We start from the raw sequence: 25,357 nt of genomic DNA on the forward strand, positions 1-25,357 counted from the left end.
GATTTTCATATTCTCTTCCGATTCAAGCCACTACCATGCATGATGGCAGAGGGGGAGCCTCCCGTCAGATTATGTTAACACCGCGCCCGTTGAAAGGCGCGTTTAGGTTGTAGGCGCAGAACATGGCTCATGAAAAGCAGACCAATGGCGCAGAAAACCAAGCAGACAGCACGGTAGAGCAGTATTTCGCAAAAGATCCGCAGCGTTTTGCGCAGAATCTGGCGCAGGCGCTCGAAGAGCTCGGCAAGGCGGCCGCCTCCTGGAGGCAGGCCCGCGAAAGTGGCGAATCGACCGACATTTCCGCAGCGCCCCTCGCCGACATGGTCAAAACGTTCTCCCGCGTCAGTGAATACTGGCTGAGCGATCCGGCGCGCGCACTGGAGGCGCAGACGCGGCTCTTTGGCGAGTTCATGGGCATCTGGGCGAATGCGATCCGCCGCATGAGCGAAGACAACATCGCCGACTATGCGCCGGCATCCGACAGGGACAAGCGGTTTCAGGACCCCGAATGGGGCCGCAACGCCTTTTTCAGCTTCCTGAAACAGGCCTATCTGGTTACCGCGCGCTGGGCGGCCGACCTGGTTGATGGAGCCGACAATCTGGATGAGGCGACGCGCCACAAGGCCCGCTTCTATGTCGAGCAGATGAGCCAGGCCCTCTCGCCGTCGAACTTCCTGCTCACCAATCCCGAGCTTTACCGTGAAACCATGGCGAGCGACGGCGAAAATCTCGTGCGCGGCATGCGCATGCTCGCCGAGGACATCGCCGCTGGCAAGGGCGACCTGAAACTGCGCCAGTCCGACGCCTCCAAGTTCAAGGTGGGCGAGAACATCGCCACCACGCCGGGCAAGGTCATCGCCCGCAACCGGCTTGTGGAAGTGCTGCAATACGAGCCGACCACCAAGAAAGCTTTCAAGCGGCCCTTGCTCATCGTGCCGCCATGGATCAACAAGTTCTACATTCTCGACCTCAACCCCAAGCGCTCCTTCATCCGCTGGGCGGTGGAACAGGGCCACACGGTGTTTGTCATCTCGTGGATCAACCCGGATGAGCGCCACGCCTGTCTGGACTGGGGTGATTACATTGATGAGGGCATTCGCTTCGCGCTCGACACGATCGAACAGGCGACGGGCGAGAAGCAGGTCAACGCAATGGGCTATTGCGTGGGCGGCACGCTGCTTGCCGCAGGCCTCGCGCTGATGGCGGCAGAGGGTGAGCAACGCATCGCGTCTGCAACCTTCCTCACAACGCAGGTGGACTTCACCTTTGCCGGCGATCTCAAGGTCTTTGTCGATGAAGAGCAGATAAAGGCGCTGGACGCGGCAATGCGTGAACGCGGTTTTCTGGACGCCACACGCATGGCCACCGCCTTCAACATGCTGCGCGCGGGCGACCTGATCTGGCCCTATGTGGTCAACAACTACCTGCGCGGTCAGGCGCCCCTGCCCTTTGACCTTCTCTACTGGAACTCCGATTCCACCCGGCTCGCAGCGGCGAACCACTCCTATTACCTGCGCAACTGCTATCTGGAGAACAATCTCTCGCAGGGTCGCGCGGTGCTGCGCGGCAGGACGCTGCATCTGGAAGATGTCGACATACCGATCTTCAACCTCGCCACCCGCGAGGATCACATCGCGCCTGCGAAATCCGTCTTTTTGGGAAGCCGTTTCTTCGGTGGACCGGTGGAGTTCGTGCTCGCGGGGTCCGGCCACATCGCCGGCGTGATCAACCCGCCCGAGATGAAGAAATACCAGTTCTGGAGCGGACCGAAGCCTGAAGGCGAACTGGACGACTGGATGGCGCAGGCGAAGGAGAACGCGGGCTCCTGGTGGCCCAGATGGCACGAATGGATCACCGGCCTCGACAAGGAAGAGGTAAAGGCGCGCAAACCCGCAAAAGGCAAGAAAGCTCTGGCCGACGCACCCGGAGATTATGTTCGCACCCGCGCCTGATCACGCCCTTGGATAAGGACCAAAACCTTGATCACGCGTTGTAACCGAACGAAAGAAGCTTTTACGCACTGAGCCGGGTCTCTGGCCTATGCTTAAAAGCTAACATGTTGTTGCCTTAATTGTTTTCTAACGCCTATGATAGTTATCCACATGGGGACCAAGATTCGTTAGCAGACAAACGGTGGCTGCATGCCCGTAACCGGGCATGGGTTGTTTGGTTCGTGAATTCATATGAGGGGGCAGACTTCTGTTGCTGGGGGACGAGAGCGGAAAGCGCTGTATGAAGTTGATGAGTAGCGGGCGTGCGAGCCTTGCCAGCGTTCTTTGCGCTCTTTTTCTTGCTTCATGCTCCACCACATCAGATCCGGTAACGCAGTTCGGCCTGACACCGACCGATTTGCAGGCGAGCGCCGGCGAAGACGGGTTTGAGGCCAGCGACAGCGACCTTATTGCCGCAGCACCCGGCGAAGAGAATGCCGCTGAAGGCAGCAGTGTTCCACTCCCGGCAGCGCGCCCCGGCTCCCAAACGGCGGCCACCCCGGCCCCGGAACCCCAGACACAGACCGCTCAGACGAATGAGCAGCCCCCGGCCGGCGAGACAGCGCCGGTAGAGACCGCAGCGCAACAGGCTGTCGAAACCACGACGCAGACAGCCGCCGCAGAGGTTCCCCAGCCTGCAGCCCGCCCGGCGGAAACAGAAACCGCGGAGGCAGAAGCCGTCGCAGCAGCCGAGGCGGAAGCATCCGCCAAGAAACAGACTTTCCTTGCCGCCTTCTTCTCGGCTCGCGAGCCGAAGGCCGCCCAGGCCGCGGAAAGAGCGGCCCGCCCGCTCATCGACCCGAAGAAGACGCAAAAGAAGGCCGAAGAGAAACCCAAAGTGGTTCTCGCCGCCACCTCCGAGAGCCGGCCCGTAACGGCATCCCTCGGCACCGGCGCGGCCCTTCCCGGCGTGCGCCAGGGTGACAGCCTGTTCGAATTCTCGAGCAAGTCCGGCGCGGACGATGATGCCGACGCCGACATTTACGAAGAAGAGCCTGCCTATCAGGTCGCCTCTGCGGCCGGCATGGCGCGCCTTGCGCCCAATGGCCTCCTCAAGCAGCGCGAAAGCGTCGACACTGCCTGCCTGAAGCCAGCGCTCGTTGGCATGCTCAAGGCCATTGAGCGCCACTACGGCAAACGAATCGTCGTTACCTCCGGCTATCGCAGCCCCAACTACAACCGTCGCGTCCGTGGCGCCCGCAAGTCGCTGCACATGTATTGCGCGGCAGCCGACATCCAGATTTCGGGCGTCAGCAAATGGGAGCTGGCCAAGTTCGTTCGCTCCATGCCGGGCCGTGGTGGTGTAGGCACCTATTGCCACACGAAATCCGTGCATGTGGACGTCGGTCCGGAGCGCGATTGGAACTGGCGCTGCCGCCGCAGAAAATAATTTTGAAAAAAATGCATGTTCCATCAATTGATGGGTTGCCCCATGCAGCGAAGCTTACTATAAGCCGTCTCGTTCTCGAGCGCGCCCATCGTCTAGCGGTCTAGGACGCCGCCCTTTCACGGCGGAAACACGGGTTCGAGTCCCGTTGGGCGTGCCAGTTTCTTTCCCGAAATTGCACATAGTAAAACGTCAGCCGAATGCTTCGGTTTGACCCGCTCTCGCAGTCCGCGTACTTGTCGGATGCAGATGTCTTCGACACATGGCCAGTCGCCTACCGTCGAGACCTTGGGAGAAAGGCGGGGAGAATGCAGGGCGTACTGACCGCCATTTCGAATACGCTCGGCTTTGCAGCCTCGCATGCGCGATTCTTTCTGATAGCCGGGCTTGTGGCGGGAATCGCTTCTCCGGCAGCAGCACACGCCGCAAAGCCATGGATTGCGGAAATGATCGCCGGCCTGCTCTTTCTTGCAGCGCTGCGCGTCGGCCCCAGAGCCCTCATCGGCGCATTGAGCGACCTGAGGCAGTCACTGGTCGCCACGCTCGCCTTTCAGCTGGCGCTTCCCCTCGCTTTCGCCCTCTTCTTCCTCGCCATCGGCTGGACCGGCGTTCTGCCCACCGCTCTGGTGCTCATGGCCGCAGCCGCGCCCGTTTCCGGCAGCCCACATCTGGCGATCATGACGGGAAACGATCCTGCACCGGTCATGCGGGTCATGACGCTCGGCACCGCGCTCCTGCCACTCACCGTTCTGCCCGTATTCTGGCTCACGCCCGCGCTGGGGAGCGCTGACGTGATTCTGGCGGCCGCAGGCCGTCTGCTGGCCGTTATCGCGCTGGCGGTCTCTGCTGCCTTCCTGCTGCGCCGATTCGCGTTACGCAGTCCCGGCCCCGCCGCCATACGCTCGATCGACGGTCTTTCCGCGATTCTCATGGGTGTGGTCGTTGTGGGGCTCATGTCCGCCGTTGGCGAAACCCTGCTGGTCGACCCCGCCCTCGTGGGTCTCAACCTCGCCATTGCCTTCGCAGCGAACTTTCTTCTGCAGCTTGCCGTGACCACACTTCTGGAACGCTCCGGCTCCAAAGCCATTGCAGCGCCTCTGGGCATTGCCGCCGGCAACCGCAATATCGGCCTCTTCCTCACTGCGCTTCCTGCGAGCGTCACCGATTCACTTCTGCTCTTTATCGGCTGCTATCAGATCCCCATGTATCTGACGCCGCTCGTGCTCGGCCGTTATTACCGTAAGCGCGCAGCGATAAGTGCCCACGGCCAGCCGTCCACCTGAATCAGCGCTTGCAGAAGCCCACGCAACCCGCTGAAAAGACTCTCCCTTCGGAAAGGCCCAAATGCAGTTTCCAGAGCCCCTGATCGAAGCCCGGCTGATCCGCCGCTACAAGCGCTTCCTGGCCGATGTCATCCTGCAGGATGGAACGCAGACAACGGTTTCGGTGCCCAACACCGGCTCCATGCTGGGCCTGACCGCTGAAGGGTCACGCGTCTTTCTCTCCCACTCCGACGATCCCAAGCGCAAATACGCCCATCGCCTGGAGATCGTGGAGGCGGACGACACGCTGGTCGGAATCAACACCGGCCTGCCCAACAGGCTCGCCGAAGAAGCAATCCGCGCCGGCCTCGTTTCCGATCTTGCCGCCTACCCCGTCCTGAAGCGCGAGCAACGCTACGGAGAGCGCTCGCGCATCGACATGCTTCTGGAGGCCGCAGACCGCGCCTGCGCCTATGTGGAGGTCAAGAACGTCCACTTCATGCGCGAGCCGGGGCTGGCCGAGTTCCCCGACACGGTCACGGAGCGCGGCGCGCGGCACCTGCATGAGCTCATCGGCATGCGCGCCGCCGGCCACCGCGCAATCATGATCTATCTGGTGCAGCGCGGCGACTGCGACCGCTTCCGCCTCTGTGGCGATCTGGACCCCGCCTATGCTGCGGCTTTTGCGCAGGCCAGCGCCGCCGGGGTTGAAGCTTACGCCATCAAATGCCAAATCACCCCTGAAGCCATCCGCCCGGATCGTCTGATAGACATCGTGCGATAAAAGCCGCAAAATCCGGCACAACGATTATTGAACAAAGCGCAAGCGAACCAAAGCCCCATGGTCACCTATCTCGAAGCAGACTCCGCCCCCATGCGTAATACCGGCCAGATCCGCCTTTACGGCGAAGAGGGCTTTGAAGGCATGCGCAAGGCGTGCAACCTCACGGCGCGCTGCCTTGATGAGCTGGCAGACCGCGTCGCGCCGGGCGTGACGACCAACGAGATCGACCGTTTCGTCTTCGAGTTCGGCATGGACCATGGCGCCATTCCCGCGACGCTCAACTATCGCGGCTACACAAAGTCCACCTGCACCTCGATCAACCATGTGGTCTGCCACGGCATTCCAGACAACAAGCCGCTGCGCGAAGGCGACATCGTGAACATCGACGTCACCTACATTCTCGACGGCTGGCACGGCGATTCGAGCCGCATGTATCCGGTGGGCACGATCAAGCGCGCGGCCGAACGGCTTCTCGAAGTCACGCATGAATGCCTCATGCGCGGCATCGCCGCCGTAAAGCCGGGTGCACGCACCGGCGCAATCGGCGCCGCCATCCAGTCCTATGCGGAAGGCGAGCGCTGCTCTGTGGTGCGCGATTTCTGCGGCCATGGCCTCGGACAGCTGTTCCACGACGCGCCGAACATTCTGCACTATGGCACTCCGAGCGAAGGCGTCGAGATGCGGCCTGGCATGATCTTCACCATTGAGCCGATGATCAATCTTGGCCGTCCGCATGTGAAGGTGCTCTCGGATGGCTGGACGGCCGTGACGCGCGACCGCTCGCTTTCGGCTCAGTATGAGCACTCAATCGGCGTCACCGAAACCGGTTGTGAAATCTTCACCCTTTCGCCTGCAGGGCTCGACCGCCCCGGCCTCTCCGCCTAAACTGCTCTACCGGTGCGTGCAGTCCGTTGCGGACTCACGCCTGTTTGAGCGGTGCAAGGGGGGAGGCACTTATGGGCAGGCAGGACGAGCACACATTCTTTGCTGAAGGGCCAGTCGGACCGACCACGAAGATAGAACGCGCAAAGCCAGCGCGAAAACCGCACTATCACGGCCATCGAGACAGGTTACGGCAGCGCTTCGCCGACAATGGAAGCGAAGCGCTTCTGGATTACGAGCTTCTCGAACTCTTCCTCTTCCGCTCCATTCCCCGCGCAGACACCAAGGGGCCGGCAAAGGCCCTTCTGGAGCGCTTCGGTTCACTCCCCGAAGTGCTCGGCGCGCCAGAGCGCCTTCTGCAGGAAGTGGAAGGCATTGGCGAGGCTGCCGCACGCGATCTCAAGATTGCCGCCACCCTCGCCCGACGCATGCTGAAAGCCGAACTGCGCGGCCGCCACCTGCTGACCTCCTGGTCACAGGTCATCGACTATTGCATGGCCTCCATGGCGCACGAGCAGATAGAACAGTTTCGCGTCCTGTTCCTCGACAAGAAGAATCAGCTCATTGCCGACGAAGTGCAGCAGACCGGCACGGTCGACCACACACCGGTCTATCCGCGCGAACTCGTTCGGCGCGCGCTGGAACTGTCGGCGAGCGCCGTGGTGCTGGTGCACAACCACCCTTCGGGCGACCCGACGCCGTCACGCGCCGATATCGAGATGACCAAAACCATCGTGCAAACCGCGACGCCGCTCGGCATCGCCGTGCATGATCACATCATCATCGGCAAGAACGGCCATGTGAGCTTCAAGGGGCTACAGCTCTTCTAGAGCGCCGTGCATTCAGATGCACAAAGGACGCTCTAACCTATTGAAACTGCGCATCGTGCTTTCCGAAAATCGATTCCGATTTTCGGGCCGATGCTCTAGCCTGCGCCCACCATCCCGCGCGAAACGGGAAGCCCCGCCAGACAGCAATGGCAGGGCAGCGCTGCTACGCGGCCGATTTACCAACAAGGCATGCAGAAATGCATCGCACCCATGCTAAAAAGCATAACTCATTGATATTTTTGGAATTTTGACTCTGGTCAAATTCCACCTCGAACCTCCGGGCTACGACTTTCGTAGCAATGCCTGCCTGCAGATTCGCGGGCTAGCCAAACTCATTGGAGGTCACATGGATCTTGCAAGACGGATGTTCATGGGGCAGCTCGCGCGGCTTGCCGCGGGCGCCAGCCTCGTGCCACTGGCCACGGTGGCGGAAGCCGCCATCAACGACCAGCCGCCGCGTCGCGGCGGTGATCCCACAAAGCGCTACGCCATGCTGATCGACCTGCGCCGCTGCATCGGTTGCCAGGCCTGCACGGTTTCGTGCCATCTGGAAAACGATGCGCCGCTGGGCAAGTTCCGCACCATCGTGTCGCAATATGAGGTCGACGATCCTGAGACGGGCGACATGTCGACCTTCTTCCTGCCACGGCTGTGCAATCACTGCGACAACCCGCCCTGCGTGCCGGTCTGCCCGGTGCAGGCCACCTATCAGCAGGAAGACGGCATCGTCGTCGTCGATGCGGAACGCTGCGTCGGCTGCGCCTATTGCGTACAGGCCTGCCCCTATGATGCGCGCTTCATCAACGACAAGACGCAGACCGCCGACAAGTGCACATTCTGCACCCACCGGCTGGAAGCCGGTCTTCTGCCGGCCTGTGTTGAAAGCTGCGTCGGCGGCGCGCGCATCATCGGCGATCTGAACGATCCCGAAAGCACCATTGCCCGCATGATCGCCGAGCACCGGGACGAATTGCAGGTTCTGCAGCCCGAAAAGGGAACGCTGCCGCACGTCTTCTATCTCGGCATGGATGAACGCTTCGTCGACCGCCCCGAGGCCTTCGCCTCGATCTGGGAAATCCGTGGCACGGACAATGAGGAGTTGCACTATGAATTCAGCGGTCATTGAGATCCTCGCGCCACGCTACCAGATCGCCTGGTACCCATGGGCCGTGCAGTACTTTTTCATGATTGCGCTGGCCTATGCCTCGCTCTGGCTGGCCCTGCCGGGTCTTCTCGGCGCACGCCGCTGGAAGGCGACGGCGCGCTATGCGCTCCTTGGCGCGATGACAACCGCCATCGTTGCCCCCATCGCGCTTCTGGCCGATCTGCATCAGCCGCTGCGGTTCTGGCATTTTTATGCCTACTTCACACCGTGGTCGTGGATGTCCATCGGCAGCCTCATGCTGCCGCCCTTCGTCTTCGCGATCATAGCGCTCGCCTGGCTTGTCTGGCGCGAGCCCATGCTGGCCTGGCGCACGCGTGACGACATGACCGGCCTCATCGCCCGCATCGCCACGCTTGGCGGCTGGCAGACCCCGCGCTTCGCAGTCGTTGCACTTGCGCTGTTCGCTGCCGTGATGTCGTTCGCCATTGCCATCTACACCGGCAGCGAAGTGGCCATCCTCAAAGGTCGTCCGCTGTGGAACACGCAATGGCTCCTGCCCTTCTTCGCAGCCACGGGCTTCATCGGCGCTGCCGGTCTGGTGCTCGTGCTCAACCGCTTCACCGGCACGCGCGACGCCGACACCGACCGCAACATGCTGATGGTGGTTGTCGCCGCCGCGGTGGTGACGGCGCTTGTGGCCCTTGCCTGGGCGCTTGAGGGAATCTTCGTGGAAGACAGCTCCGTCGCAGCCGCCATCCAGTCGGTGCGCCACAGCGCCGAATGGCGATCCACGGCCATCTGGAGCCTCTCCATCGGCGCATCCATGACGCTTGTCAGCTTCCTGCTCGTGTGGCGCAACGGCGCGCGCATCTGGGGCTGGATCATCGGGCTGGTGGCGCTGCATCTCGCCTGGATGGCCCGCTGGAACGTGCTGATGGACGTGCAGACGGTGCAGAAGCAGACCGCCGGCTATCTCGAATATGTGGTTGGCTGGGGGTCCAGCGGCTGGCTCGGCGTGATCGGAACCTTCGGGCTCTGGATCGCCCTCCTGCTCGTCATCGACATGTTCGTACCGTGGAAACAGGCGCTCGACGGCCCCGCCGATGCGCCCGCAGAAAAGACCGACATCTCCGCCAAGGGAGTTCCCAGCCATGGATAAGAACCGCCGCAACCTGCTCAAGGGTGGCGTTGCCGCCGCCGGCGCAGCCACTTTCGTCGCCGGCTATTCCGAGCCGCTGACCCGCATGGCCAAGGGCCTGACCGGCAGCTCGGGCGAAAAGCCCCGCCACCCCGTCTACGGCAATGCGCTCGATCCCGAATACAGGGTCGATCTCGAAACCGGCGCGATGGAGCTCAATCCCGACCAGCGCGTCGCCTTCACCGTCTGCTATGGCTGCACCACCAAATGCGGCGTGCGGGTGCGCATCGACAACAACACCGAAGAGGTGCTGCGCTCGATCGGCAACCCGTTCAACCCGCTGTCCTCGGAGGTGCACACCGACGAGACCATGCCGGTCAAGGATGCGCTCCTGCGCACCACCGCCTATGCCGATCAGGGCTGGGCCAACCGCTCCACCACCTGCGCGCGCGGCAATGCCATGATCGCGCAGATGACCAGCCCGCAGCGCGTCACCGCGTGCCTGAAGCGCACGGGAAAACGCGGCGAAGGCAAGTGGGAGACGATCAGCTTCGAGCAGCTCATCGAGGAAATCGTCGAGGGCGGCGATCTGTTCGGCGAAGGCCAGGTGGACGGACTTGCCGCGATCAACGACTATGAGACGCCGCTCGACCCGGAAAACCCCGAATACGGCCCCATGACCAACCAGCTTCTGGTCATGGAAGCCACCGATTATGGACGTTCGGCCCTTCTGCGCCGTTTCTCCGACAAGGCGTTCGGCACCCGCAATTATGGCCATCACGGCTCCTATTGCGGCCTCGCCTTCCGCATGGGCGCGGGCGCGATGATGAACGATCTCGCCAAGAACGCCCATGTAAAGCCCGACTATGAAAAGGCCACGTTCGGCCTGTTCGTCGGCACCGCGCCATCACAGGCCGGCAACCCGTTCAAGCGGCAGGGACGGCTTCTGTCCAAGGCGCGTGTCGACGGTTCGCTCGAATACATGGTCGTGGATCCGGCGCTGAACGCCTCGGTCGCGCGCGCCGCCGGCAAACGCGCCAACTGGGTGCCGGTCAAGCCGGGCACCGATGCCGCGCTCGGCATGGCGCTCATCAAGCTCCTGTTCGACAATGAAGGCTATGCGGCCGACTATCTGGCGATCCCCAACCCGGATGCCGCCAGAGCCGCCGGCGAGCCTTCCAACAGCAATGCGACGCATCTGGTTATCATCGACGAGAACCATCCGCGCGCCGGCGCTTTCCTGCGCGAGTCCGATCTCGGCCTCAAGGAAGCCGGTAGCGAGGACGATGCGCCCATGGTCGTGGATGCCAATGGCCAGATCGTGCCGGCCAACGCCGTCGATCAGGCAGCGCTCTTTGCCGCTGAAACCGTCACGCTGGCGGATGGCAACACCATTGAGGTGCGCACCGGCCTGCGTCTGCTTCGTGACGAGGCGGAAGCGCACACGCTGGACGAAATGTCGGAGACCTGCGGCATCCCCGTCGCGCGCATGCAGGAGATGGCCGACAAGCTGGCCGAGCATGGCCGCACCGCCGTGGTCGACTGCCATGGCGGCATGATGTCGGGTGCCGGTTTCTATGCAGCCTTCTCGCTGCAATTGCTCAACGTGCTTCTCGGCAACATCAACCACACCGGCGGCAACGCCCATGGCGGCGGCAATTTCAACGGCACTGCCGGAGGCCCCCGCTACGACCTCGCGGGCTTCCAAGGCGCGCGCAAGCCAAAGGGCGTGTTCCTGTCGCGCTCGCGCTTCCCCTATGAGAAGACGAGCGAGTTCAAGCGTCTCAAGGCCGAGGGCAAGAACCCCTACCCGGCCCGTGCGCCCTGGCGTCGGCTGGCGCCGCCGGTCCTGACCGACCACATCACCGCTGCCGTGGAAGGATATCCCTACCCGATCAAGGCGATGATCGGCGTCATGTGCAATCCGATGTACGGCCAGGCCGGCCTCAGGGCCGTGCTGCGCGACAAGCTTGCCGATCCCAAAGTGCTGCCGCTCTATGTGGCCGTGGATGGTTTCATCAACGAGACCAACACCTACGCCGACTACATCGTGCCGGATTCGGTCATGTATGAAGTCTGGGGCTTCACGGGCGCTTGGTCGGGCAACTTGACCAAGATGACCACGGCCTGCTGGCCCATCGTCGAGCCACGTCAGGCGAAGACGCAGGACGGCGAGCCCGTGAGCATGGACAGTTTCTTCATCGCACTGTCCAAGCGTCTCGGCCTCAAGGGCTTTGGCGATGCAGCCATCACCGACGCCAATGGCGGCAAGCATCCGCTCAACCGGGCGGAAGACTTCTACCTGCGTGCGGCGGCCAACATCGCCTTCACCGGCGAGACGCTTCCCGACGCCAGCGAAGAAGACATCCGCTTCTCGGGCCTGGAACGCCTTCTGCCGGCCATCGAGGCCACCCTGCCGGCAGAAGAGCGCGGCCCCGTGGCGCATCTTTATTCGCGTGGCGGCCGGTTCCAGACTTTCGCCGACGCGCGCAAGGGGGATACGCTCGGCAATCTGTGGAAGCGCCAGCTCTGCGTCTGGAACGAGGATGTGGGCACCTGCGTCGACAGCATGACCGGCAAGCGCCTGTTCGGCACTGCAAAGCTGCAGCCGCCGGTCATGGCCGATGGTTCACCCATGCGCGATCACTTCACCGAGGAGGAATGGCCGATGCTCGCCTTCTCCTACAAGTCGAACGTGATGAACAGCTATGCCATCGGGCTTGAGCGGCTGCGCATGATCAAGCCCTACAACCCCATGCTCGTCAACAGCGAGGATGCGGCGGCGCTCGGCGTCGCCCATGGTGACGAGATCGTGGTGGAAAGCCCCGGTGGCGCCATTCGCGGACTGGCGATCGTCACCAATGGCGTGATGCCCGGCACGATCGGTATCGAGCACAGTTTCGGCCATACGGAGCTGGGCGCGCGCGATCATGTGATCGACGACAGGACCATGGCCGGCAATCCGTGGATTGCGGCCGGCGTCAACATCAACGATCTGGGCTTTGCCGACCCGACACGGCAGACGCTGGGCACCTGGCTGGAGCCCGTGTCAGGCGCATCCGTGCGTCAGGGCCTGCCGATCCGGGTCCGCGCTGCCTGATCAAAGCCCAACGACGGTCTCAAGCCCTCGCGCCATGCGCGGGGGCTTTGTCTTGAAAACGCGGCATGCGCCCTGATTTGAGCGATGGAAGCAGTCGCGACCGGCGACGGGGCGGCTCTGCCGGTTCAGCCGTCATGCAAAGTCGAGACGCATCAGCACTTCGTCAACAAATGCCCCCTCAACGCAGAGCGCCTTCCGATCAACCGCCCATTCCCTGAAACCTGCGCGCTGATACAGCCTTTTTGCCGCTTCGTTTGAAGCGGTCACGGAAAGCAGGACTGACTGGCAATCAACCATGGCTTCGTTGATGGCTGCCTGCAGCAGGTTTTTCGCCAGACCGGTGCCGCGAGCAGAAGGAGCCACATACATCCCCCAGATGCCGGCCCTGTGTCTGATCTTGGCCGCCTTTTCCCTGCGGAGACCGATGATCCCCTGCAAGGCTCCAGCAGCGTCAAATCCACCCAAAACGACATTCTCCGCCAAACGTGCGGCTGCCCGTTCCAGCGGCTGGGCAAGCTCATCATCAAACGAAGCGCCGAACGCCTCGGGATGCATCTTTAGCCCCTCGAGCCTCAGTTCTCTGAACGCGCGCGCGTCTTCGGCTCCAAGCCGTCTGATATTCATCTGCATGGCCTTCTCACAAGCACGAGCCTCCGCTCCCCTCTCACAGGGAGAAAATTCGCCTCAACATGCCGCAAGCGACGTCTCACCGCGAAAGCTCCGCAGCCGCCAGTGCGGCAATTTTAAGATCCACTTCCGCCAATGGGTTCTCATCCTCGAGAAACCACGCCGCCGACAAGCCGGTCCATGCGAGAATCCACTGAAGCAGGGTGCGGCGCTCCACCTTCGCCGCCTCGGAAACGACCGCCAGGCGTCGCTGAAAGCAGCCGGGCTGCGTTGCGACCGGTCGGCTGGAATCGCTCAAATCGGGGTTGGTGAAAATGTTCGCAAAGTCGAAGCCGCGATCACCCGTCAGGCCATGCGGATCGATGGCCAGCCAGCCCCGCTTGCCGAAATCAAGCACATTGCCGTGGTGCAAGTCGCCGTGAAGGACGACCTGCTCTTTTGGCTCGGCAAGAAGCTTTTGCGCTGTCTCAAGCGAGTGAATCAGGATACCGCCATGCCTGGCCGCCGCCGGTTCGAGGCACCGGAACCAGCGCTTTAAAGGGACGAGTTCAGGCATGGGGCCGGGTCTGCTGCGATGCAGGCGGTTGGCGGTGGCGCAGAGAATACGGCAGGCCTCATCATCATCGTTGCCACGCGCCATGTCCGCCAGAGAGCGAGCGCCGGTGGCGCGCTCAAGAAGCAGAGCGCCTTCAGTGCACGCCAGAACCTCTGCCGCCCCGTCCCCGCTCCACCATGTCATAAGGCTCGCCCCGCGCTTCTGATCCGTGCTGGAGAACAGTTTGAGCATTGCCGGCTCGTCCCCTCGAAGCACCGGCAGAAGGTTCGCTGCCGGGGTAACGATCGGCTCACCATCAATGGCGAGCTTCCAAAGGCGCAGATACGGCTCGAACATCACAGTCTCCCCGGGCTCGTGCGAATACCGCAAGTGTCATATTCGGAAATCAGACAGGTTCCTCGCATGCCCGTTTAAGAGCGGCAATGCCCGCGCCGTCGCTCCAGCCCACCAGCCAGACAGCGCATAAAGAAAAAGGCCGCCCCAAAGGACGGCCTTTCTCGAACTTTCAAAAAGGAGAGGCTTATTCGCCCTCTTCCTTCTTCTTGGCAGCAGCCTTCTTCGGAGCGGCTTTCTTCTTCGGAGCAGCCTTCTCCTTCTTCGCCGGCTTCGCCTCGGTCTCGTCCTCGTCGTCAGCCATCAGCTCGTCGCGGGAGACCTTCTCGTCGGTGACCGCGATTTCAGCGAGCAGATGGTCGATGACCTTCTCCTCGAAGAGCGGCGCACGGATGTTGGCCATGGCCTGCGGGTTCTGACGATAGAACTCGTAGATTTCCTGCTGCTGGTGCGGCGGGTAGCGGCGGATCGATTCGATGAGCGCGCGCTGCATCTCTTCGTCGCCAACCTTGACCTCTGCCTTCTCACCGATCTCGGAGAGAACCAGGCCCAGACGTACGCGGCGCTCAGCAAGACGCTGATACTCTTCGCGAGCCTCTTCCTCGGTCGTCTCTTCGTCTTCGAAGGAGCGGCCGGCAGCCTCGAGATCGCGGGTCACCTGGTTCCAGATGTTCTCGAACTCGGCTTCCACGAGCTTGGACGGCGCTTCGAACTTGTAAGCCTCATCCAGCGCGTCGAGGATCTGACGCTTCGCCTTCTGGCGGGTCACCTGGCCGAACTGGTTCTCGAGCTGGCCACGAACGATCTCGCGCAGCTTGTCAGCCGATTCAAGGCCGAGCTGCTGTGCGGTCTCGTCGTTGATCTCCATCTCGTTGGGCTTGGAGACTTCTTTGACCTTGATGTCGAACTCGGCTTCCTTGCCGGCGAGATGCGCTGCCGCATACTCTTCCGGGAACGTGACCTTGATCGTGCTCTCGTCGCCGGCCTTCAGGCCCACGAGCTGCTCTTCGAAACCGGCGATGAACTGGTTCATGCCGATCACGACCTCGGAATCCTCGGCAGCGCCGCCATCAAAGGCTTCGCCGTCGATCTTGCCGAGATAGTCGATCTTGACCTTGTCGCCGTCAGCCGCCTTGCCCTTCTTCACCTCGTAGGTGCGGGCGGAGTCGGCAACGCGCTTGACCTGCTCTTCGACTTCCTCATCCGTCACGTCATAGACCTGACGCGTGATCTTGATGTCGGAGAAATCCTTCAGCTCGATCGGCGGAATGACTTCATAGGACATGGAGAATTCGAAGTCGGCATCGCCGGAGAGAACCTTGTCGGCTTCCTTCTCGTCCTCGGTCATCGAGATTTCCGGCTGAATGGCCGGCTTCTCACCGCGCTCGGTCAGGATGCTCTGCGTGCCTGCGAGGATCTCGTTCACGACTTCAGCCATGAAAGACTTGCCGTAGACGCGGCGCAGGTGCTGCGCGGGCACTTTACCGGGGCGGAAACCCTTGAGGTTCACCTTGTCCTTTGCGTCGTTGAGACGCTCAGCGAGGCGCGCCTCCATGTCCTTGGCAGGAACAACGACCTTAAGTTCGCGCTTGAGCCCTGAATTGAGAGTTTCGGTTACCTGCATCCATCATACCTTTGTATTCGCTTTTGCCGCCGCGTTCACGGCGCCCACCGCTCTTCCTGTCGGGGATACTTACCGGGAATGGCCCTTCTGGTGCGGGTGGAGGGACTTGAACCCCCACGGCTTGCGCCACAGGAACCTAAATCCTGCGTGTCTACCAATTCCACCACACCCGCTTCGAAAGACCCAAGGAACGCCTTAAGCTTCCGAAAGCGCGGGTTCTATATCACCTGCACCTAGTCTATCAAAGCAAAATTGGCAAGATTCAGGGCTTTTTTGATCGCTTCGGCCCCCTTGCGCATACCGGCTGCATCCCCCGCTCCCACCGTGCTTTTTATAAACCGATTAGAACCGCGCCAAACCCGAGCCATGCAGCAGCCGCAAAAAGGCCATGTTGCATTGCACAAATCGCATTGCTGTCATGCAACATTGTCACTTCAAAGCCGGGCGGCTTGGGACTATCTCCTGCTCACAAGACGAACACAGAATATTCGAACGAAGCGAGCAGCAAGATGAACATCATTCGCAACTACCGCAACTGGCGCCGTTACCGTCAGACCGTCAACGAGCTGAGCCGCCTGTCCAACCGTGAACTGAACGATCTGGGCATCTCCCGCGGCGACATCCCGTTCGTTGCACGCAAGTCTGTCTAAGGACAGCAGCTAATTCAGTTTCGCCAGGATTACCTCCTCCCAATCCTGACGGATATGACCGACAAACTCCTCCTCCCAATTGTCGGTCACCCAAAACAACCCCTGCCGAACCTCCTCCCTCGGCAGGGGTTGTAAAAAGGGCGGTAAGCCTCGTAAGAGCCCGCCAGACAGAGTTTTAGAGATTCCTTCGGAGTTATCCTCCTCCCAACTTCGAAGGAAACGACCGGCATCTCCTCCTCCCAATTGCCGGTCACCCTATAATGACACCCGCCGAACCTCCTCCCTCGGCGGGTGTTGTTTCCGGGCAGAGGCCTTCCTATATGGGCGCTGTCAGGATTTGAGTTTCATAGATTTCGTCCGGGTTACCTCCTCCCAACCCTGACGAATAGACCGGCAACCTCCTCCTCCCAAAATTGCCGGTCACCCTATAACGACACCCGCCGAACCTCCTCCCTCGGCGGGTGTTGTTTCCGGGCAGAAGCCTTCCTATATGGGCGCTGTCAGGATTTGAGTTTCATAGATTTCGTCCGGGTTACCTCCTCCCAACCCTGACGAATAGACCGGCAACCTCCTCCTCCCAAAATTGCCGGTCACCCTATAACGACACCCGCCGAACCTCCTCCCTCGGCGGGTGTCGTTTTTTTTATCCTCTCCGCTTCCATGCACGCGCGCCGGATGCGCTAGCGCTCGCCGCGCACGCCGCGCTTCTTCCACTCAGAAAGCTGCATGATGTCCGGCGCACCGCCGGCCGGTTCGTACCAGCTGTCGATAGCCCAGTCCCGGCCATCCTTCGCGCGCACCACGGCAGTGGCGTGCGGGTAGCGGATGTCGATGAAGAAGCCGCGTGCAGCGTTCCTGCGCACGGTGTGATGATGCAGCAGCCCGTGGCGCTGCAGATAGGTCAGGAGCGTCCGCGTGTTGCGCGACTCGTCGATGCAGTCCATCTGGCCATAGACCCGCGCGCCGCCCGGTCCGGACTTCGCGCCATCGCGCACGCCCATGGTCTGTGTCGCCAGCGTCTCGAAATAGCGGACCGCCTTGCTGATGGCCGCCCGTTCGGCGCTTGCGGAAGACCTGCCGCCCGCCATGATTGCGGCCAGCCGCTGCTTCGCAGCCGCCCCCAGGTTCATGCTCTTCTTGTAGACACAGCCATAGCCGCTGCACAGATAGATGCGCTCCGCATTCGCCGCCGCCGGCCCGGTCACACATGCCAGACACAGCGCCGCTGCAAACAGCCCCGCCCGTGATGCTCCAAATTCCATTCGCACAGTATAAAACGCCCCTGTTGATTGCGAAACCGGATGGCAGAGCCGCCTCTATAATTGGTTAGCGCCACACGCCATCCACCGTTGCATTCCATGGTCCGGCGGCTTATCTCCTCCCCCATGAAACCGATACACATCATTGGCGGCGGTCTCGCCGGTTCCGAAGCTGCCTGGCAGGCGGCACAAGCGGGTGTTCCCGTCATTCTCCACGAGATGCGGCCGGTGCGCGGCACCGATGCGCACAAGACCGACGGGCTTGCCGAGCTGGTCTGCTCGAACTCGTTCCGCTCCGACGATGCGGAAACGAATGCGGTCGGCCTGCTGCATGCGGAAATGCGGCTCGCAGACTCCCTCATCATGCGCTGCGGCGACGCCAACCAGGTGCCCGCCGGCGGCGCGCTGGCCGTGGACCGCGACGGATTTTCCGAAGCCGTCACCGCAGAGCTTGAGGCGCATCCGCTCATCACCATCGAGCGCGAGGAAGTCACCGGCCTGCCGCCGGAAGAGTGGGATCAGGCAATCATCTCCACCGGCCCGCTGACCGCGCCCTCGCTGGCGGAAGCCATTTCGGAGGCCACGGGCGCGCAGTCGCTCGCCTTCTTCGACGCGATCGCCCCAATTGTCCACTTCGATTCCATCGATCTAGGCACCGCATGGTTCCAGTCGCGTTACGACAAGGTCGGCCCCGGCGGCACCGGCAAGGACTACATCAACTGCCCCATGGACAAGGAGCAGTATGAAGCCTTCATCCAGGCACTGCTCGACGGCGGCAAGACCGAGTTCAAGGAATGGGAAGGCACGCCCTATTTCGATGGCTGTTTGCCCATCGAGGTGATGGCGGAACGCGGACCGGAGACGCTGCGCCACGGACCGATGAAGCCGATGGGCCTCACCAATGCACACAATCCCGACGTAAAGGCCTATGCGGTGGTGCAGTTGCGCCAGGACAACGCGCTTGGCACGCTCTACAACATGGTCGGCTTCCAGACGAAGCTGAAATATGCCGAGCAGACACGCATCTTCCGCATGATCCCCGGTCTGGAAAATGCGGAATTCGCACGGCTCGGCGGCCTGCACCGCAACACCTATCTGAATTCGCCTGCGCTTCTGGACGGCAAGCTTCAGCTGAAAAGCCGGCCCGGCCTGCGCTTTGCCGGTCAGATCACCGGCTGCGAGGGCTATGTGGAAAGTGCGGCCATGGGCCTGATCGCCGGTCGCTTTGCCGCATCCGAGCGTCTGGGTCAGCCGATCTCCACGCCACCCGGAACCACGGCCTTCGGCGCGCTGCTCAACCACATCACCGGCGGGCATCTCATCTCCGACGATGAGCCGGGCAAACGCTCCTTCCAGCCAATGAACGTCAATTTCGGCCTGTTCCCGCCCGTCGAGGTACCGAAGCCCGAAGGCAAGCGCCTCCGCGGCAAGGAGAAGACCGTCGCCAAGAAGAAGGCGATGACGGCGCGCGCGCTGGTCGACTTCAAGGAATGGCTCGCTGCCCAGCCGGCAAGCCAGGCCGCCGAATAGGCAGGTTCTCGAAAGAGAGACCACAAAGAGAAAGGGGAAGCCGCAATGCCGGCTTCCCCTTTTTTATTCAGACCTGGCTGCGCCCTACTTCCAGTCTTCAAGCCTTAGAAGCAGCGTCCCGGTCATGTTGCGCAACTCCAGCTCCGGCTCAAACGTGGCGTGGAGATGAGATGGCACGATGAGGATCTTTCGCCCCTCAGCCTCCAGAGAGAACATCACCGTCTGCCCATCCTGTGAGGCGAGAGAAGCGATGCGTTTTTCCTCCACGGGGAACAGCCCTTCAACCCCGTTCGCGGTTTTCACCGAAACCGCATTCTGCTTCAGCAGAAGCGCGATCTTTCCGCCATCCGGCAGAACGATATCGAAAGTACCCGGCTCCCCGTCCAGGAAGATCGCATTCTGGACAACGACATCGAACCCATCCGACTTGAATGCAACGATCAACGGATTGCTGTAGAAAACCCCGTTTCGATCCACATGGACGGGATTGTCGGGATCGAGCCCCCAGGCGATGGCCACTTCGCGATATGCATTGCCGTCCGGGCTCAGCGCAAAACCTTCAGGCTCCACAGCGCCAACGGCGTCCTCTCCGTTGAGATAACGCAGCACCGAAAGCGCCTCGGATTTCGCTGCCACGCTGAGCGGCGTATCGTTGACGAGTTCCAGAAACCTCGCCGTCTGCGACCGCACCGACCAGTCGAGCGCACCCTGCGGCCCGAAACTGCCCAAAAGCAGCGCCAGAACCGGAATGCCGGCGATGAGGCGGATATCGCCCCGCAGACGCGGCAGCGCCTGCATCCCGACGAGCGCGAGCGTCACCAGACCGAACAGGCCGAGGAAATAGCGCTGCGGCGTCCAGCCGAACGCCCCCACCCGCAGAGCGAGCGCGTAGAACAGAAGCCCCAGCGGCGCCAGAAGGAACAGCGGCCAGAAACGCACGAAGAAGCGCGTCGGCGCACGGGCGGTGTCCAGAAACGGCTTTGTCAGAAGAAGAACGGCGACAATGCACACGCCATATGTGAGCACCAGCCAGCCGATCTGGCCCTGCGGAACCTCTCCGGTAATCGCGATCTTGGCCGCATAGAGGTGCAGAATGAGCGCATAGATGATGAGCATGGGCACGGCGGCGAAATCACCCAGCGCGCGCATGCCGCTCTGCATCAGCGCATGCTCATGGCCGCCCGGCTCTTCATCGAAGGTGCGCGGCGTCTGCCCGAGCCCGAAGAGCGGTGCGACGAACAGGCCGATCGAGGCCCAGATATGCTCATAGAGATCATTCGGAACATCGATCCCGAAGAGATGGGTCAGACTTGCCAGAATGGCCGAAATCCCGCCGCCGAACAGCGCAAACGCCAACAGGCCGAGCCCCACGGCAAATACCAGCCGCGCCGTGAACATCCAGAACGCATCGCCCGTCCCCCGCCATGCGAAAGGCGCAATGGGCGCAAGCGCCATCAGGGAGAGCACAAACGCCCATTCCACCGTGCGCTCGGTGATGTCCGGCCACATGACGGCAAAGGCGGCAACACCGGCGAGCACCGGCAATGCCACGCTGATCAACGCTGAAAGTTGCCGGGCCTGCGCAAACAGGGTTGCGGCAAAAGAGGCTATCACGGCGGCGATCAGCGCAAAGAGGAGGTCATCCTTGTTGGCCGCACCAAGAAGGGCGGCGGGCACAAGATCGATATCCGCAACAAGCGCGTTGGCGTAGGTGGCGGTCAAAAAGAGAAAAAACACGGTGACGGGAAACCGCGCCACGGCATCGCCCATGGCGACAAGCGCCTCAAGCGCTGATGCGAGCCACCCCGTGGCCGCATGATTTCTGTTCAGATTTTCAGCCACAAACCTTCCCCCGATCAATGAGCCGATAGTCAGAGACCATGCGGACGCGGCGTAAATTGGACAACGGCATCGTCAATCGCCGTGTGCCCCTTCGGGCGCACCAGGGACAATCCGGATTGTAAATGAAGCGCCGGAACAACCGAAAAACGGATCGCGCTTTGAGGTCCAGGTCCTGGGGTTATCCCCATCCCTTCGTGGCGCGCCGGAACATCAGCCAGTGCCGTCGCCATTGCGGCAGCGTCACGATGTCGTCGAGTGCCGCAGCCCCGCTGGCCTCAAGACGCTTGAGATAGGCCTGTGAAAGCCCCGCAGGCAGGAATGCCGGGCGCAGAGAAGCCGGCAGCGCCTTCGCGCCTGCCTCGAATGCCGCCGCATGATGTTTGCCAAGGGCGACCATGGCCGCCACGGCGCGCGCCGCACCGTCACGGTCCTCGCCGCTCAAAAGGTTTTCGCGTGTGGTGCCGGCGGCCCGTAACAGATCGCCCGGAATGTAGCACTGCCCGCGCCGGCGATGGATCGGCAGCATGCGCAGAAGCCCGGCAATAGCCTGCGCACAGCCCGCATGGCCTGCCAGTTCCGAGGCGCGCATGGCGGCTGGCGTGTCGAGCACCAGTCCGGCAAGCTGGATCAGAGCCGAAGCGGTCTCGCCGCAATAGCCTTCCAGGTCGTTGCGGCTTGGCATCGGGTCGTCATAGAGATCGAAGATGCGCGCTTCGAGAAGGTCGAGCAGTGGCTGCACGGGAAGCCCATGCGTGCGGATTGCCTCCAGAAGAGCCACCGCGAGCGGCGAACCGTCCGCACTCTCCGGCGCAGCCTCCGCCGTCAGAACATCCCGCCAGAACTGCAGCCGCACCTCGCCGGGAAGCGGCTCGCTCACCCGGTCGCGAATGCCCGCCACTTCCACATTGAAAGCATAAAGCGCAAACAGCGCCGGGCGCTTTTCCTCGGGTGCGTACAGCACGGAGAGATAGCGGTCGGGATCGGCGTCGCGCACCACCGACATGACAAAAGGCTGCGTTTCGGCCATCTCAGTCGACAGCGATCAGCGCTGCTGCAACCGTGCGGTCTTCCGCAAGCAGCACATTGTAGGTGCGTACCGCGGCGCCCGTCGCCATGGGCTCGACCGCCACGCCGGCCGCCCGGAAGCGCTTGCGCAGCTCTGCCGGCACAGGGATCAGCGTTTTTCCGGTGCCAAGAAGGAGAATGTCGAAGTCGGCGGCTTCGTCGAACAGCCTGGTGAAGTCGCCCTCGCCCAGCCCTTCGAAAGCCGCCACGTCCCACCCGTGAATGCCCGAAGGCATGCACAGGATGGAACCGCGATGCGACATGTCGGCAAAGCGAAAACCGCCATTGCCGTAAGCGTCGATGGGAGCGCGGCCCGGGAAATGGGCCGCGCGTATTTCAATGCCGCCCGCCATCACTTGGCCGGCATCTGTCCGGTCGTGTCCGAACCGGTCGCATCATCGTCCTTCTGCTCTGCGCCCAGCGCCCCGGTGGAGCGCATGCGGAACAGGATCAGCAGCGGACCGGCGATGAAGATCGACGAGTAGGTGCCGATCACCACACCGAAGATCATCGCGGCCGTGAAGGAACGGATCACCTCGCCACCGAAGACGAACAGTGCACCGAGCGCCAGAAGCGTCGTCACCGAGGTCATGATGGTGCGCGACAGCGTCTGGTTCATCGACAGGTTCAGAAGCTCCGGAAGCGGCATCTTCTTGAACCGTCGCAGGTTCTCGCGCACGCGGTCATAGACCACGACCGTATCGTTCAATGAGTAACCCACGATTGTCAGGATCGCCGCGATACTCGTCAGATTGAACTCGATGCCGGTTATCACGAAGAAGCCGACGGTCATGATCACATCGTGCAGTGTGGCAAGAATTGCACCCACGGCAAACTGCCACTCGAAGCGCAGCCAGATGTAAATCAGGATCGCCAGGAGCGAGACCAGAACCGCAATCGTGCCGGCACGCGCAAGCTCACCGGAGACGGTCGGCCCCACCACTTCGACGCGGCGGAACTCATAGGCGTCCTCAAGCTCGCCCCGCACCTTGGCGATGACGGTCTGTTCGGCATTCTCGCCGCCGTCCTGCGCCTGAACGCGGATCAGCACCTCACGCGGATCGCCGAACTCCTGCACCTGAACGTCGCCCAGATTGAGTTCCGACAGACGCGCGCGGATATCGCCGATGTCAGCCGGTCCTTCGCGGGACTGCACCTCGATGGAGGAGCCGCCCTTGAAGTCGATGCCGTAGTTCATGTTGACGGTCATGAACAGCGCCACAGCCGCGATGGAAGCCAGAGCCGAAAGCGTGAAGGTCACGCGGCGCAGCTTCATGAAGCCGATCTTCGTGTTGTCAGGCACGAAACGCAGCGGCGTGCGCGGCAGCTCACGGGGACGCCGGCGGCGCACCCATTCGGCGACGATCCAGCGCGTCAGCGAATAGGCGGTGAAGACCGTCGTCGCGATACCGATGGCAAGCGTGACGGCAAAGCCGCGGATCGGACCCGAACCCAGATAGAACAGGATCACGGCGGCGATCAGCGTCGTCACATTGGCGTCGACGATGGTTGCCAGCGCCTTGGAGAAACCCGTGTCGACCGCCTGAATGAGCGAACGCCCGCCGGCCCTCTCCTCGCGAATGCGCTCGAAGATGAGCACGCTGGAGTCCACCGCCATGCCGATGGTCAGCACGATACCGGCAATGCCCGGCAGCGTCAGCGTTGCACCGAGCGCCGAGAGGATCGCGATGATCATCGTCACATTGGCGGCAAGCGCAATCACGGCGAACACGCCGAGAAGCCCGTAAGCGGCAATCATGAACACAACGACAAGCGCCGCGCCGATCAACGAGGCGATCTTGCCGGCGTCAATGGAGTCCTGACCAAGGCCCGGTCCGACCGTGCGCTCTTCAATGATCGTCAGCGTCGCCGGCAGAGCGCCCGCGCGCAGAAGAACGGCAAGATCATTGGCCGACTGGACGTTGAAATTGCCCGAAATCTGGCCGGTGCCGCCGAGGATGGGCTCGCGGATCTGCGGAGCCGAAATCACCTGGTCGTCGAGAATGATGGCGAACAGGCGACCGACATTCTCCTGCGTCGCCTGACCGAAGCGCGTCGCGCCCTTCGTGTCGAAGCGGAAGCTCACCACCGGTTCGTTGGTGCGCTGGTCGAAGGTCGCCTGCGCATCCACGAGGTTCTCACCCGAAACGATGACGCGGTCTTCGATCAGGTAGGGAACGGGCGGATCGTCCACCGAGTATTTGATGGTCGTGCCGATGGGCGGGCGGCTGTTGATGGCCTCCTGCACGGGCACCGACTGGTCGACCATCTGGAAGCTCAGCTTGGCGGTCTGGCCAAGAATGTCTTTCAGGCGCTGCGGGTCCTGAAGGCCCGGCACCTGAACGAGAATGCGGTCTTCGCCCTGCCGCTGGATCACCGGCTCGGTGGTGCCGAGCTCGTTGACGCGGCGGGAGACCACTTCAATGGACTGCGAAAGCGCGGAGGACACACGGTAGTTGATACCGTCTTCCGTCAGCGTGAAGCGCAGAAGGCCCGGCTCCGGTTCGGTGAGCGCAAGCTCGGTCACCGTGCCGCCACTGAACAGGCCGGAATTCACCGGCTGTGTCAGCTCGCGCAGAGCCTCCTTGGCTTCGGGTATCTGAGCGGCGTCGCGAATGCGCACCTGCACGCTCTGGCCCGAACCGGTGAGGCCGGTATAGCCGATCCGCTTGTCACGCAGCGTACGGCGGATGTCGTCGCGCGTCGTAACGATGCGCTCCTCGATCAGCTCCTTCTTCTCGATCTGGAGAAGAATGTGCGAACCGCCCTGAAGGTCGAGGCCCAGCGTCATTGGCCGCGAAGGCGCCCAGCTCGGCATGGAGGACAAATAGGATGCCGGAATGATGTTCGGCGCCGCGTAGGCGACGCCAAGCGCCACGGCCAGCCAGATAAGTATCGTTTGCCAGCGCGAGAAGTGTAGCATGGGGCCTCGTCTGTTCAGGTTGGGAGGGCCGTTTTTGCCGGCCCTTCCCGGCAATCACGTCATATTGCGGTTATTTCTTGGCGGGCTGCTTGTTGTCTGCAACCGGCTCACCCTTCACGCGAACCTCTGCGAGCATGGAGCGCACGGCCGTAACCTTGTTGCCGCCGCCCAGGTCGATTTCGAGCTCGCTGTCATTGATGACCTTGCTCACCTTGCCGACCAGGCCGCCGCCCGTCACCACCGTGTCGCCACGACGAACAGCCGACAGCATCTCGGCGCGCTTCTTCATCTGCTGGCGCTGCGGACGGATGATGAGGAAATACATGATCACGAAGATCAGAACGAAGGGCAGAATGCTGACAAAGATGTCGGGCGCTCCGCCTGCGCCAGCCTGTGCGTATGCCGGGGTGATGAACATCGAAAACTCCTGATATCTGCCGGACGTCCGGCTGGTCATAAATGTGGCCGG

The 25,357-nt window shown here is 62.1% G+C and carries 20 protein-coding genes and 2 tRNA genes; 12 read left to right on the top strand and 10 right to left on the bottom strand.

The annotated features are described in order from the left end of the window. The first annotated feature begins 122 nt into the window (after window positions 1-122). The 10 genes from ACRTG1_RS10240 (at window position 123) to ACRTG1_RS10285 (ending at window position 12,479) form a co-directional block, all read left to right on the top strand. Window positions 123-1,952 carry a PHA/PHB synthase family protein gene (locus ACRTG1_RS10240; protein ID WP_113155455.1) on the top strand — a complete coding sequence of 610 codons (1,830 nt, stop codon included), beginning with the start codon at window positions 123-125 and terminating at the stop codon, window positions 1,950-1,952. Window positions 1,953-2,232: 280 nt separating this feature from the next. Then, on the top strand, window positions 2,233-3,381 hold the full coding sequence (locus ACRTG1_RS10245) for a D-Ala-D-Ala carboxypeptidase family metallohydrolase (protein ID WP_432516225.1): 1,149 nt from the start codon (window positions 2,233-2,235) through the stop codon (window positions 3,379-3,381). A gap of 81 nt (window positions 3,382-3,462) precedes the next feature. Then, window positions 3,463-3,538, top strand: a tRNA-Glu gene (locus tag ACRTG1_RS10250). A 148-nt stretch (window positions 3,539-3,686) separates the two neighbouring features. After that, on the top strand, window positions 3,687-4,661 hold the full coding sequence (locus tag ACRTG1_RS10255) for a hypothetical protein (protein WP_210344230.1): 975 nt from the start codon (window positions 3,687-3,689) through the stop codon (window positions 4,659-4,661). 61 nt (window positions 4,662-4,722) lie between these two features. Continuing rightward, entirely contained in the window at window positions 4,723-5,424 is a 702-nt protein-coding gene (gene sfsA / locus ACRTG1_RS10260) for a DNA/RNA nuclease SfsA (protein WP_113155457.1), read from the top strand. 57 nt (window positions 5,425-5,481) lie between these two features. Then, on the top strand, window positions 5,482-6,309 hold the full coding sequence (gene map, locus ACRTG1_RS10265; RefSeq protein WP_113155458.1) for a type I methionyl aminopeptidase: 828 nt from the start codon (window positions 5,482-5,484) through the stop codon (window positions 6,307-6,309). A gap of 71 nt (window positions 6,310-6,380) precedes the next feature. Beyond that, window positions 6,381-7,136: a RadC family protein gene (gene radC, locus ACRTG1_RS10270; RefSeq protein ID WP_206546353.1), complete on the top strand. Its 756-nt coding sequence runs from the start codon at window positions 6,381-6,383 to the stop codon at window positions 7,134-7,136. Window positions 7,137-7,482: 346 nt separating this feature from the next. Further along, the gene (gene dsrO, locus ACRTG1_RS10275) at window positions 7,483-8,262 is read left to right on the top strand and encodes a sulfate reduction electron transfer complex DsrMKJOP subunit DsrO (RefSeq protein ID WP_113155460.1); all 780 of its coding nucleotides are present in this window, start codon (window positions 7,483-7,485) and stop codon (window positions 8,260-8,262) included. Further along, window positions 8,243-9,400 (top strand): NrfD/PsrC family molybdoenzyme membrane anchor subunit, encoded by a 1,158-nt coding sequence (nrfD, locus tag ACRTG1_RS10280; protein ID WP_317087882.1) that lies wholly within the window; start codon window positions 8,243-8,245, stop codon window positions 9,398-9,400. The genes dsrO and nrfD overlap by 20 nt, the downstream gene beginning before the upstream one ends. Next, on the top strand, window positions 9,393-12,479 hold the full coding sequence (locus ACRTG1_RS10285) for a molybdopterin dinucleotide binding domain-containing protein (protein WP_432516226.1): 3,087 nt from the start codon (window positions 9,393-9,395) through the stop codon (window positions 12,477-12,479). Before nrfD ends, ACRTG1_RS10285 begins: the two co-directional genes overlap by 8 nt. 132 nt (window positions 12,480-12,611) lie before the next feature. Here ACRTG1_RS10285 and ACRTG1_RS10290 read toward each other — a convergent pair whose 3' ends face one another. The 4 genes from ACRTG1_RS10290 to ACRTG1_RS10305 all read right to left on the bottom strand — a co-directional run bounded on the left by ACRTG1_RS10290 (window position 12,612) and on the right by ACRTG1_RS10305 (window position 15,792). Then, window positions 12,612-13,109 carry a GNAT family N-acetyltransferase gene (locus tag ACRTG1_RS10290; RefSeq protein ID WP_299935307.1) on the bottom strand — a complete coding sequence of 166 codons (498 nt, stop codon included), beginning with the start codon at window positions 13,107-13,109 and terminating at the stop codon, window positions 12,612-12,614. Window positions 13,110-13,185: 76 nt separating this feature from the next. Continuing rightward, window positions 13,186-13,998, bottom strand: coding sequence for an aminoglycoside phosphotransferase family protein (locus ACRTG1_RS10295; protein ID WP_432516227.1), 813 nt, complete (start codon window positions 13,996-13,998; stop codon window positions 13,186-13,188). A gap of 184 nt (window positions 13,999-14,182) precedes the next feature. Further along, window positions 14,183-15,619: a trigger factor gene (tig, locus tag ACRTG1_RS10300; protein ID WP_206548883.1), complete on the bottom strand. Its 1,437-nt coding sequence runs from the start codon at window positions 15,617-15,619 to the stop codon at window positions 14,183-14,185. Window positions 15,620-15,707: 88 nt separating this feature from the next. Next, window positions 15,708-15,792: transfer RNA gene (locus ACRTG1_RS10305), tRNA-Leu, on the bottom strand. 336 nt (window positions 15,793-16,128) lie between these two features. On the opposite strand from ACRTG1_RS10305, the gene ACRTG1_RS10310 reads away from it, so the two are divergent. Next, entirely contained in the window at window positions 16,129-16,269 is a 141-nt protein-coding gene (locus tag ACRTG1_RS10310; protein WP_008599151.1) for a DUF1127 domain-containing protein, read from the top strand. 680 nt (window positions 16,270-16,949) lie between these two features. Here the strand turns inward: ACRTG1_RS10310 and ACRTG1_RS10315 are convergent. Then, window positions 16,950-17,531: a hypothetical protein gene (locus ACRTG1_RS10315; RefSeq protein WP_432516228.1), complete on the bottom strand. Its 582-nt coding sequence runs from the start codon at window positions 17,529-17,531 to the stop codon at window positions 16,950-16,952. A 123-nt stretch (window positions 17,532-17,654) separates the two neighbouring features. Here ACRTG1_RS10315 and trmFO point away from each other — a divergent pair, with 123 nt between their 5' ends. Next, window positions 17,655-19,058 (top strand): methylenetetrahydrofolate--tRNA-(uracil(54)-C(5))-methyltransferase (FADH(2)-oxidizing) TrmFO, encoded by a 1,404-nt coding sequence (gene trmFO, locus ACRTG1_RS10320; protein WP_206552324.1) that lies wholly within the window; start codon window positions 17,655-17,657, stop codon window positions 19,056-19,058. 84 nt (window positions 19,059-19,142) lie between these two features. Here trmFO and ACRTG1_RS10325 read toward each other — a convergent pair whose 3' ends face one another. The 5 genes from ACRTG1_RS10325 to yajC form a co-directional block, all read right to left on the bottom strand. Then, complete coding sequence (locus ACRTG1_RS10325; protein ID WP_432516229.1) at window positions 19,143-20,900, bottom strand: DUF4153 domain-containing protein; 1,758 nt, start codon at window positions 20,898-20,900, stop codon at window positions 19,143-19,145. Window positions 20,901-21,078: 178 nt separating this feature from the next. Beyond that, window positions 21,079-21,927: a phytoene/squalene synthase family protein gene (locus tag ACRTG1_RS10330; protein ID WP_432516230.1), complete on the bottom strand. Its 849-nt coding sequence runs from the start codon at window positions 21,925-21,927 to the stop codon at window positions 21,079-21,081. 1 nt (window position 21,928) lies between these two features. Continuing rightward, window positions 21,929-22,318, bottom strand: a complete 390-nt coding sequence (locus ACRTG1_RS10335) for an Mth938-like domain-containing protein (protein WP_113155468.1) — start codon at window positions 22,316-22,318, stop codon at window positions 21,929-21,931. Next, window positions 22,318-24,888: a protein translocase subunit SecDF gene (secDF, locus tag ACRTG1_RS10340; protein WP_206546361.1), complete on the bottom strand. Its 2,571-nt coding sequence runs from the start codon at window positions 24,886-24,888 to the stop codon at window positions 22,318-22,320. Before secDF ends, ACRTG1_RS10335 begins: the two co-directional genes overlap by 1 nt. 70 nt (window positions 24,889-24,958) lie before the next feature. Continuing rightward, window positions 24,959-25,306 carry a preprotein translocase subunit YajC gene (gene yajC / locus ACRTG1_RS10345; protein ID WP_113156340.1) on the bottom strand — a complete coding sequence of 116 codons (348 nt, stop codon included), beginning with the start codon at window positions 25,304-25,306 and terminating at the stop codon, window positions 24,959-24,961. Window positions 25,307-25,357: the final 51 nt, after the last annotated feature.

The sequence above is a fragment of the Nitratireductor sp. PBL-C9 genome (assembly GCF_050877045.1).
GTDB classification, from domain to species: Bacteria; Pseudomonadota; Alphaproteobacteria; order Rhizobiales; family Rhizobiaceae; genus Nitratireductor; species Nitratireductor aquimarinus.

Excerpts from the sequence above, each read along its gene's own strand:
- nrfD (WP_317087882.1), top strand. The coding sequence starts at position 8,243 with ATGAATTCAGCGGTCATTGAGATCCTCGCGCCACGCTACCAGATCGCC.
- dsrO (WP_113155460.1), top strand. The coding sequence starts at position 7,483 with ATGGATCTTGCAAGACGGATGTTCATGGGGCAGCTCGCGCGGCTTGCC.
- ACRTG1_RS10335 (WP_113155468.1), bottom strand. The coding sequence starts at position 22,318 with ATGGCGGGCGGCATTGAAATACGCGCGGCCCATTTCCCGGGCCGCGCT.
- ACRTG1_RS10255 (WP_210344230.1), top strand. The coding sequence starts at position 3,687 with ATGCAGGGCGTACTGACCGCCATTTCGAATACGCTCGGCTTTGCAGCC.
- radC (WP_206546353.1), top strand. The coding sequence starts at position 6,381 with ATGGGCAGGCAGGACGAGCACACATTCTTTGCTGAAGGGCCAGTCGGA.
- yajC (WP_113156340.1), bottom strand. The coding sequence starts at position 25,306 with ATGTTCATCACCCCGGCATACGCACAGGCTGGCGCAGGCGGAGCGCCC.
- trmFO (WP_206552324.1), top strand. The coding sequence starts at position 17,655 with ATGAAACCGATACACATCATTGGCGGCGGTCTCGCCGGTTCCGAAGCT.
- ACRTG1_RS10240 (WP_113155455.1), top strand. The coding sequence starts at position 123 with ATGGCTCATGAAAAGCAGACCAATGGCGCAGAAAACCAAGCAGACAGC.
- tig (WP_206548883.1), bottom strand. The coding sequence starts at position 15,619 with ATGCAGGTAACCGAAACTCTCAATTCAGGGCTCAAGCGCGAACTTAAG.
- sfsA (WP_113155457.1), top strand. The coding sequence starts at position 4,723 with ATGCAGTTTCCAGAGCCCCTGATCGAAGCCCGGCTGATCCGCCGCTAC.
- ACRTG1_RS10245 (WP_432516225.1), top strand. The coding sequence starts at position 2,233 with ATGAAGTTGATGAGTAGCGGGCGTGCGAGCCTTGCCAGCGTTCTTTGC.
- ACRTG1_RS10310 (WP_008599151.1), top strand. The coding sequence starts at position 16,129 with ATGAACATCATTCGCAACTACCGCAACTGGCGCCGTTACCGTCAGACC.
- secDF (WP_206546361.1), bottom strand. The coding sequence starts at position 24,888 with ATGCTACACTTCTCGCGCTGGCAAACGATACTTATCTGGCTGGCCGTG.
- ACRTG1_RS10315 (WP_432516228.1), bottom strand. The coding sequence starts at position 17,531 with ATGGAATTTGGAGCATCACGGGCGGGGCTGTTTGCAGCGGCGCTGTGT.
- ACRTG1_RS10290 (WP_299935307.1), bottom strand. The coding sequence starts at position 13,109 with ATGCAGATGAATATCAGACGGCTTGGAGCCGAAGACGCGCGCGCGTTC.
- ACRTG1_RS10295 (WP_432516227.1), bottom strand. The coding sequence starts at position 13,998 with ATGTTCGAGCCGTATCTGCGCCTTTGGAAGCTCGCCATTGATGGTGAG.
- ACRTG1_RS10330 (WP_432516230.1), bottom strand. The coding sequence starts at position 21,927 with ATGGCCGAAACGCAGCCTTTTGTCATGTCGGTGGTGCGCGACGCCGAT.
- map (WP_113155458.1), top strand. The coding sequence starts at position 5,482 with ATGGTCACCTATCTCGAAGCAGACTCCGCCCCCATGCGTAATACCGGC.
- ACRTG1_RS10285 (WP_432516226.1), top strand. The coding sequence starts at position 9,393 with ATGGATAAGAACCGCCGCAACCTGCTCAAGGGTGGCGTTGCCGCCGCC.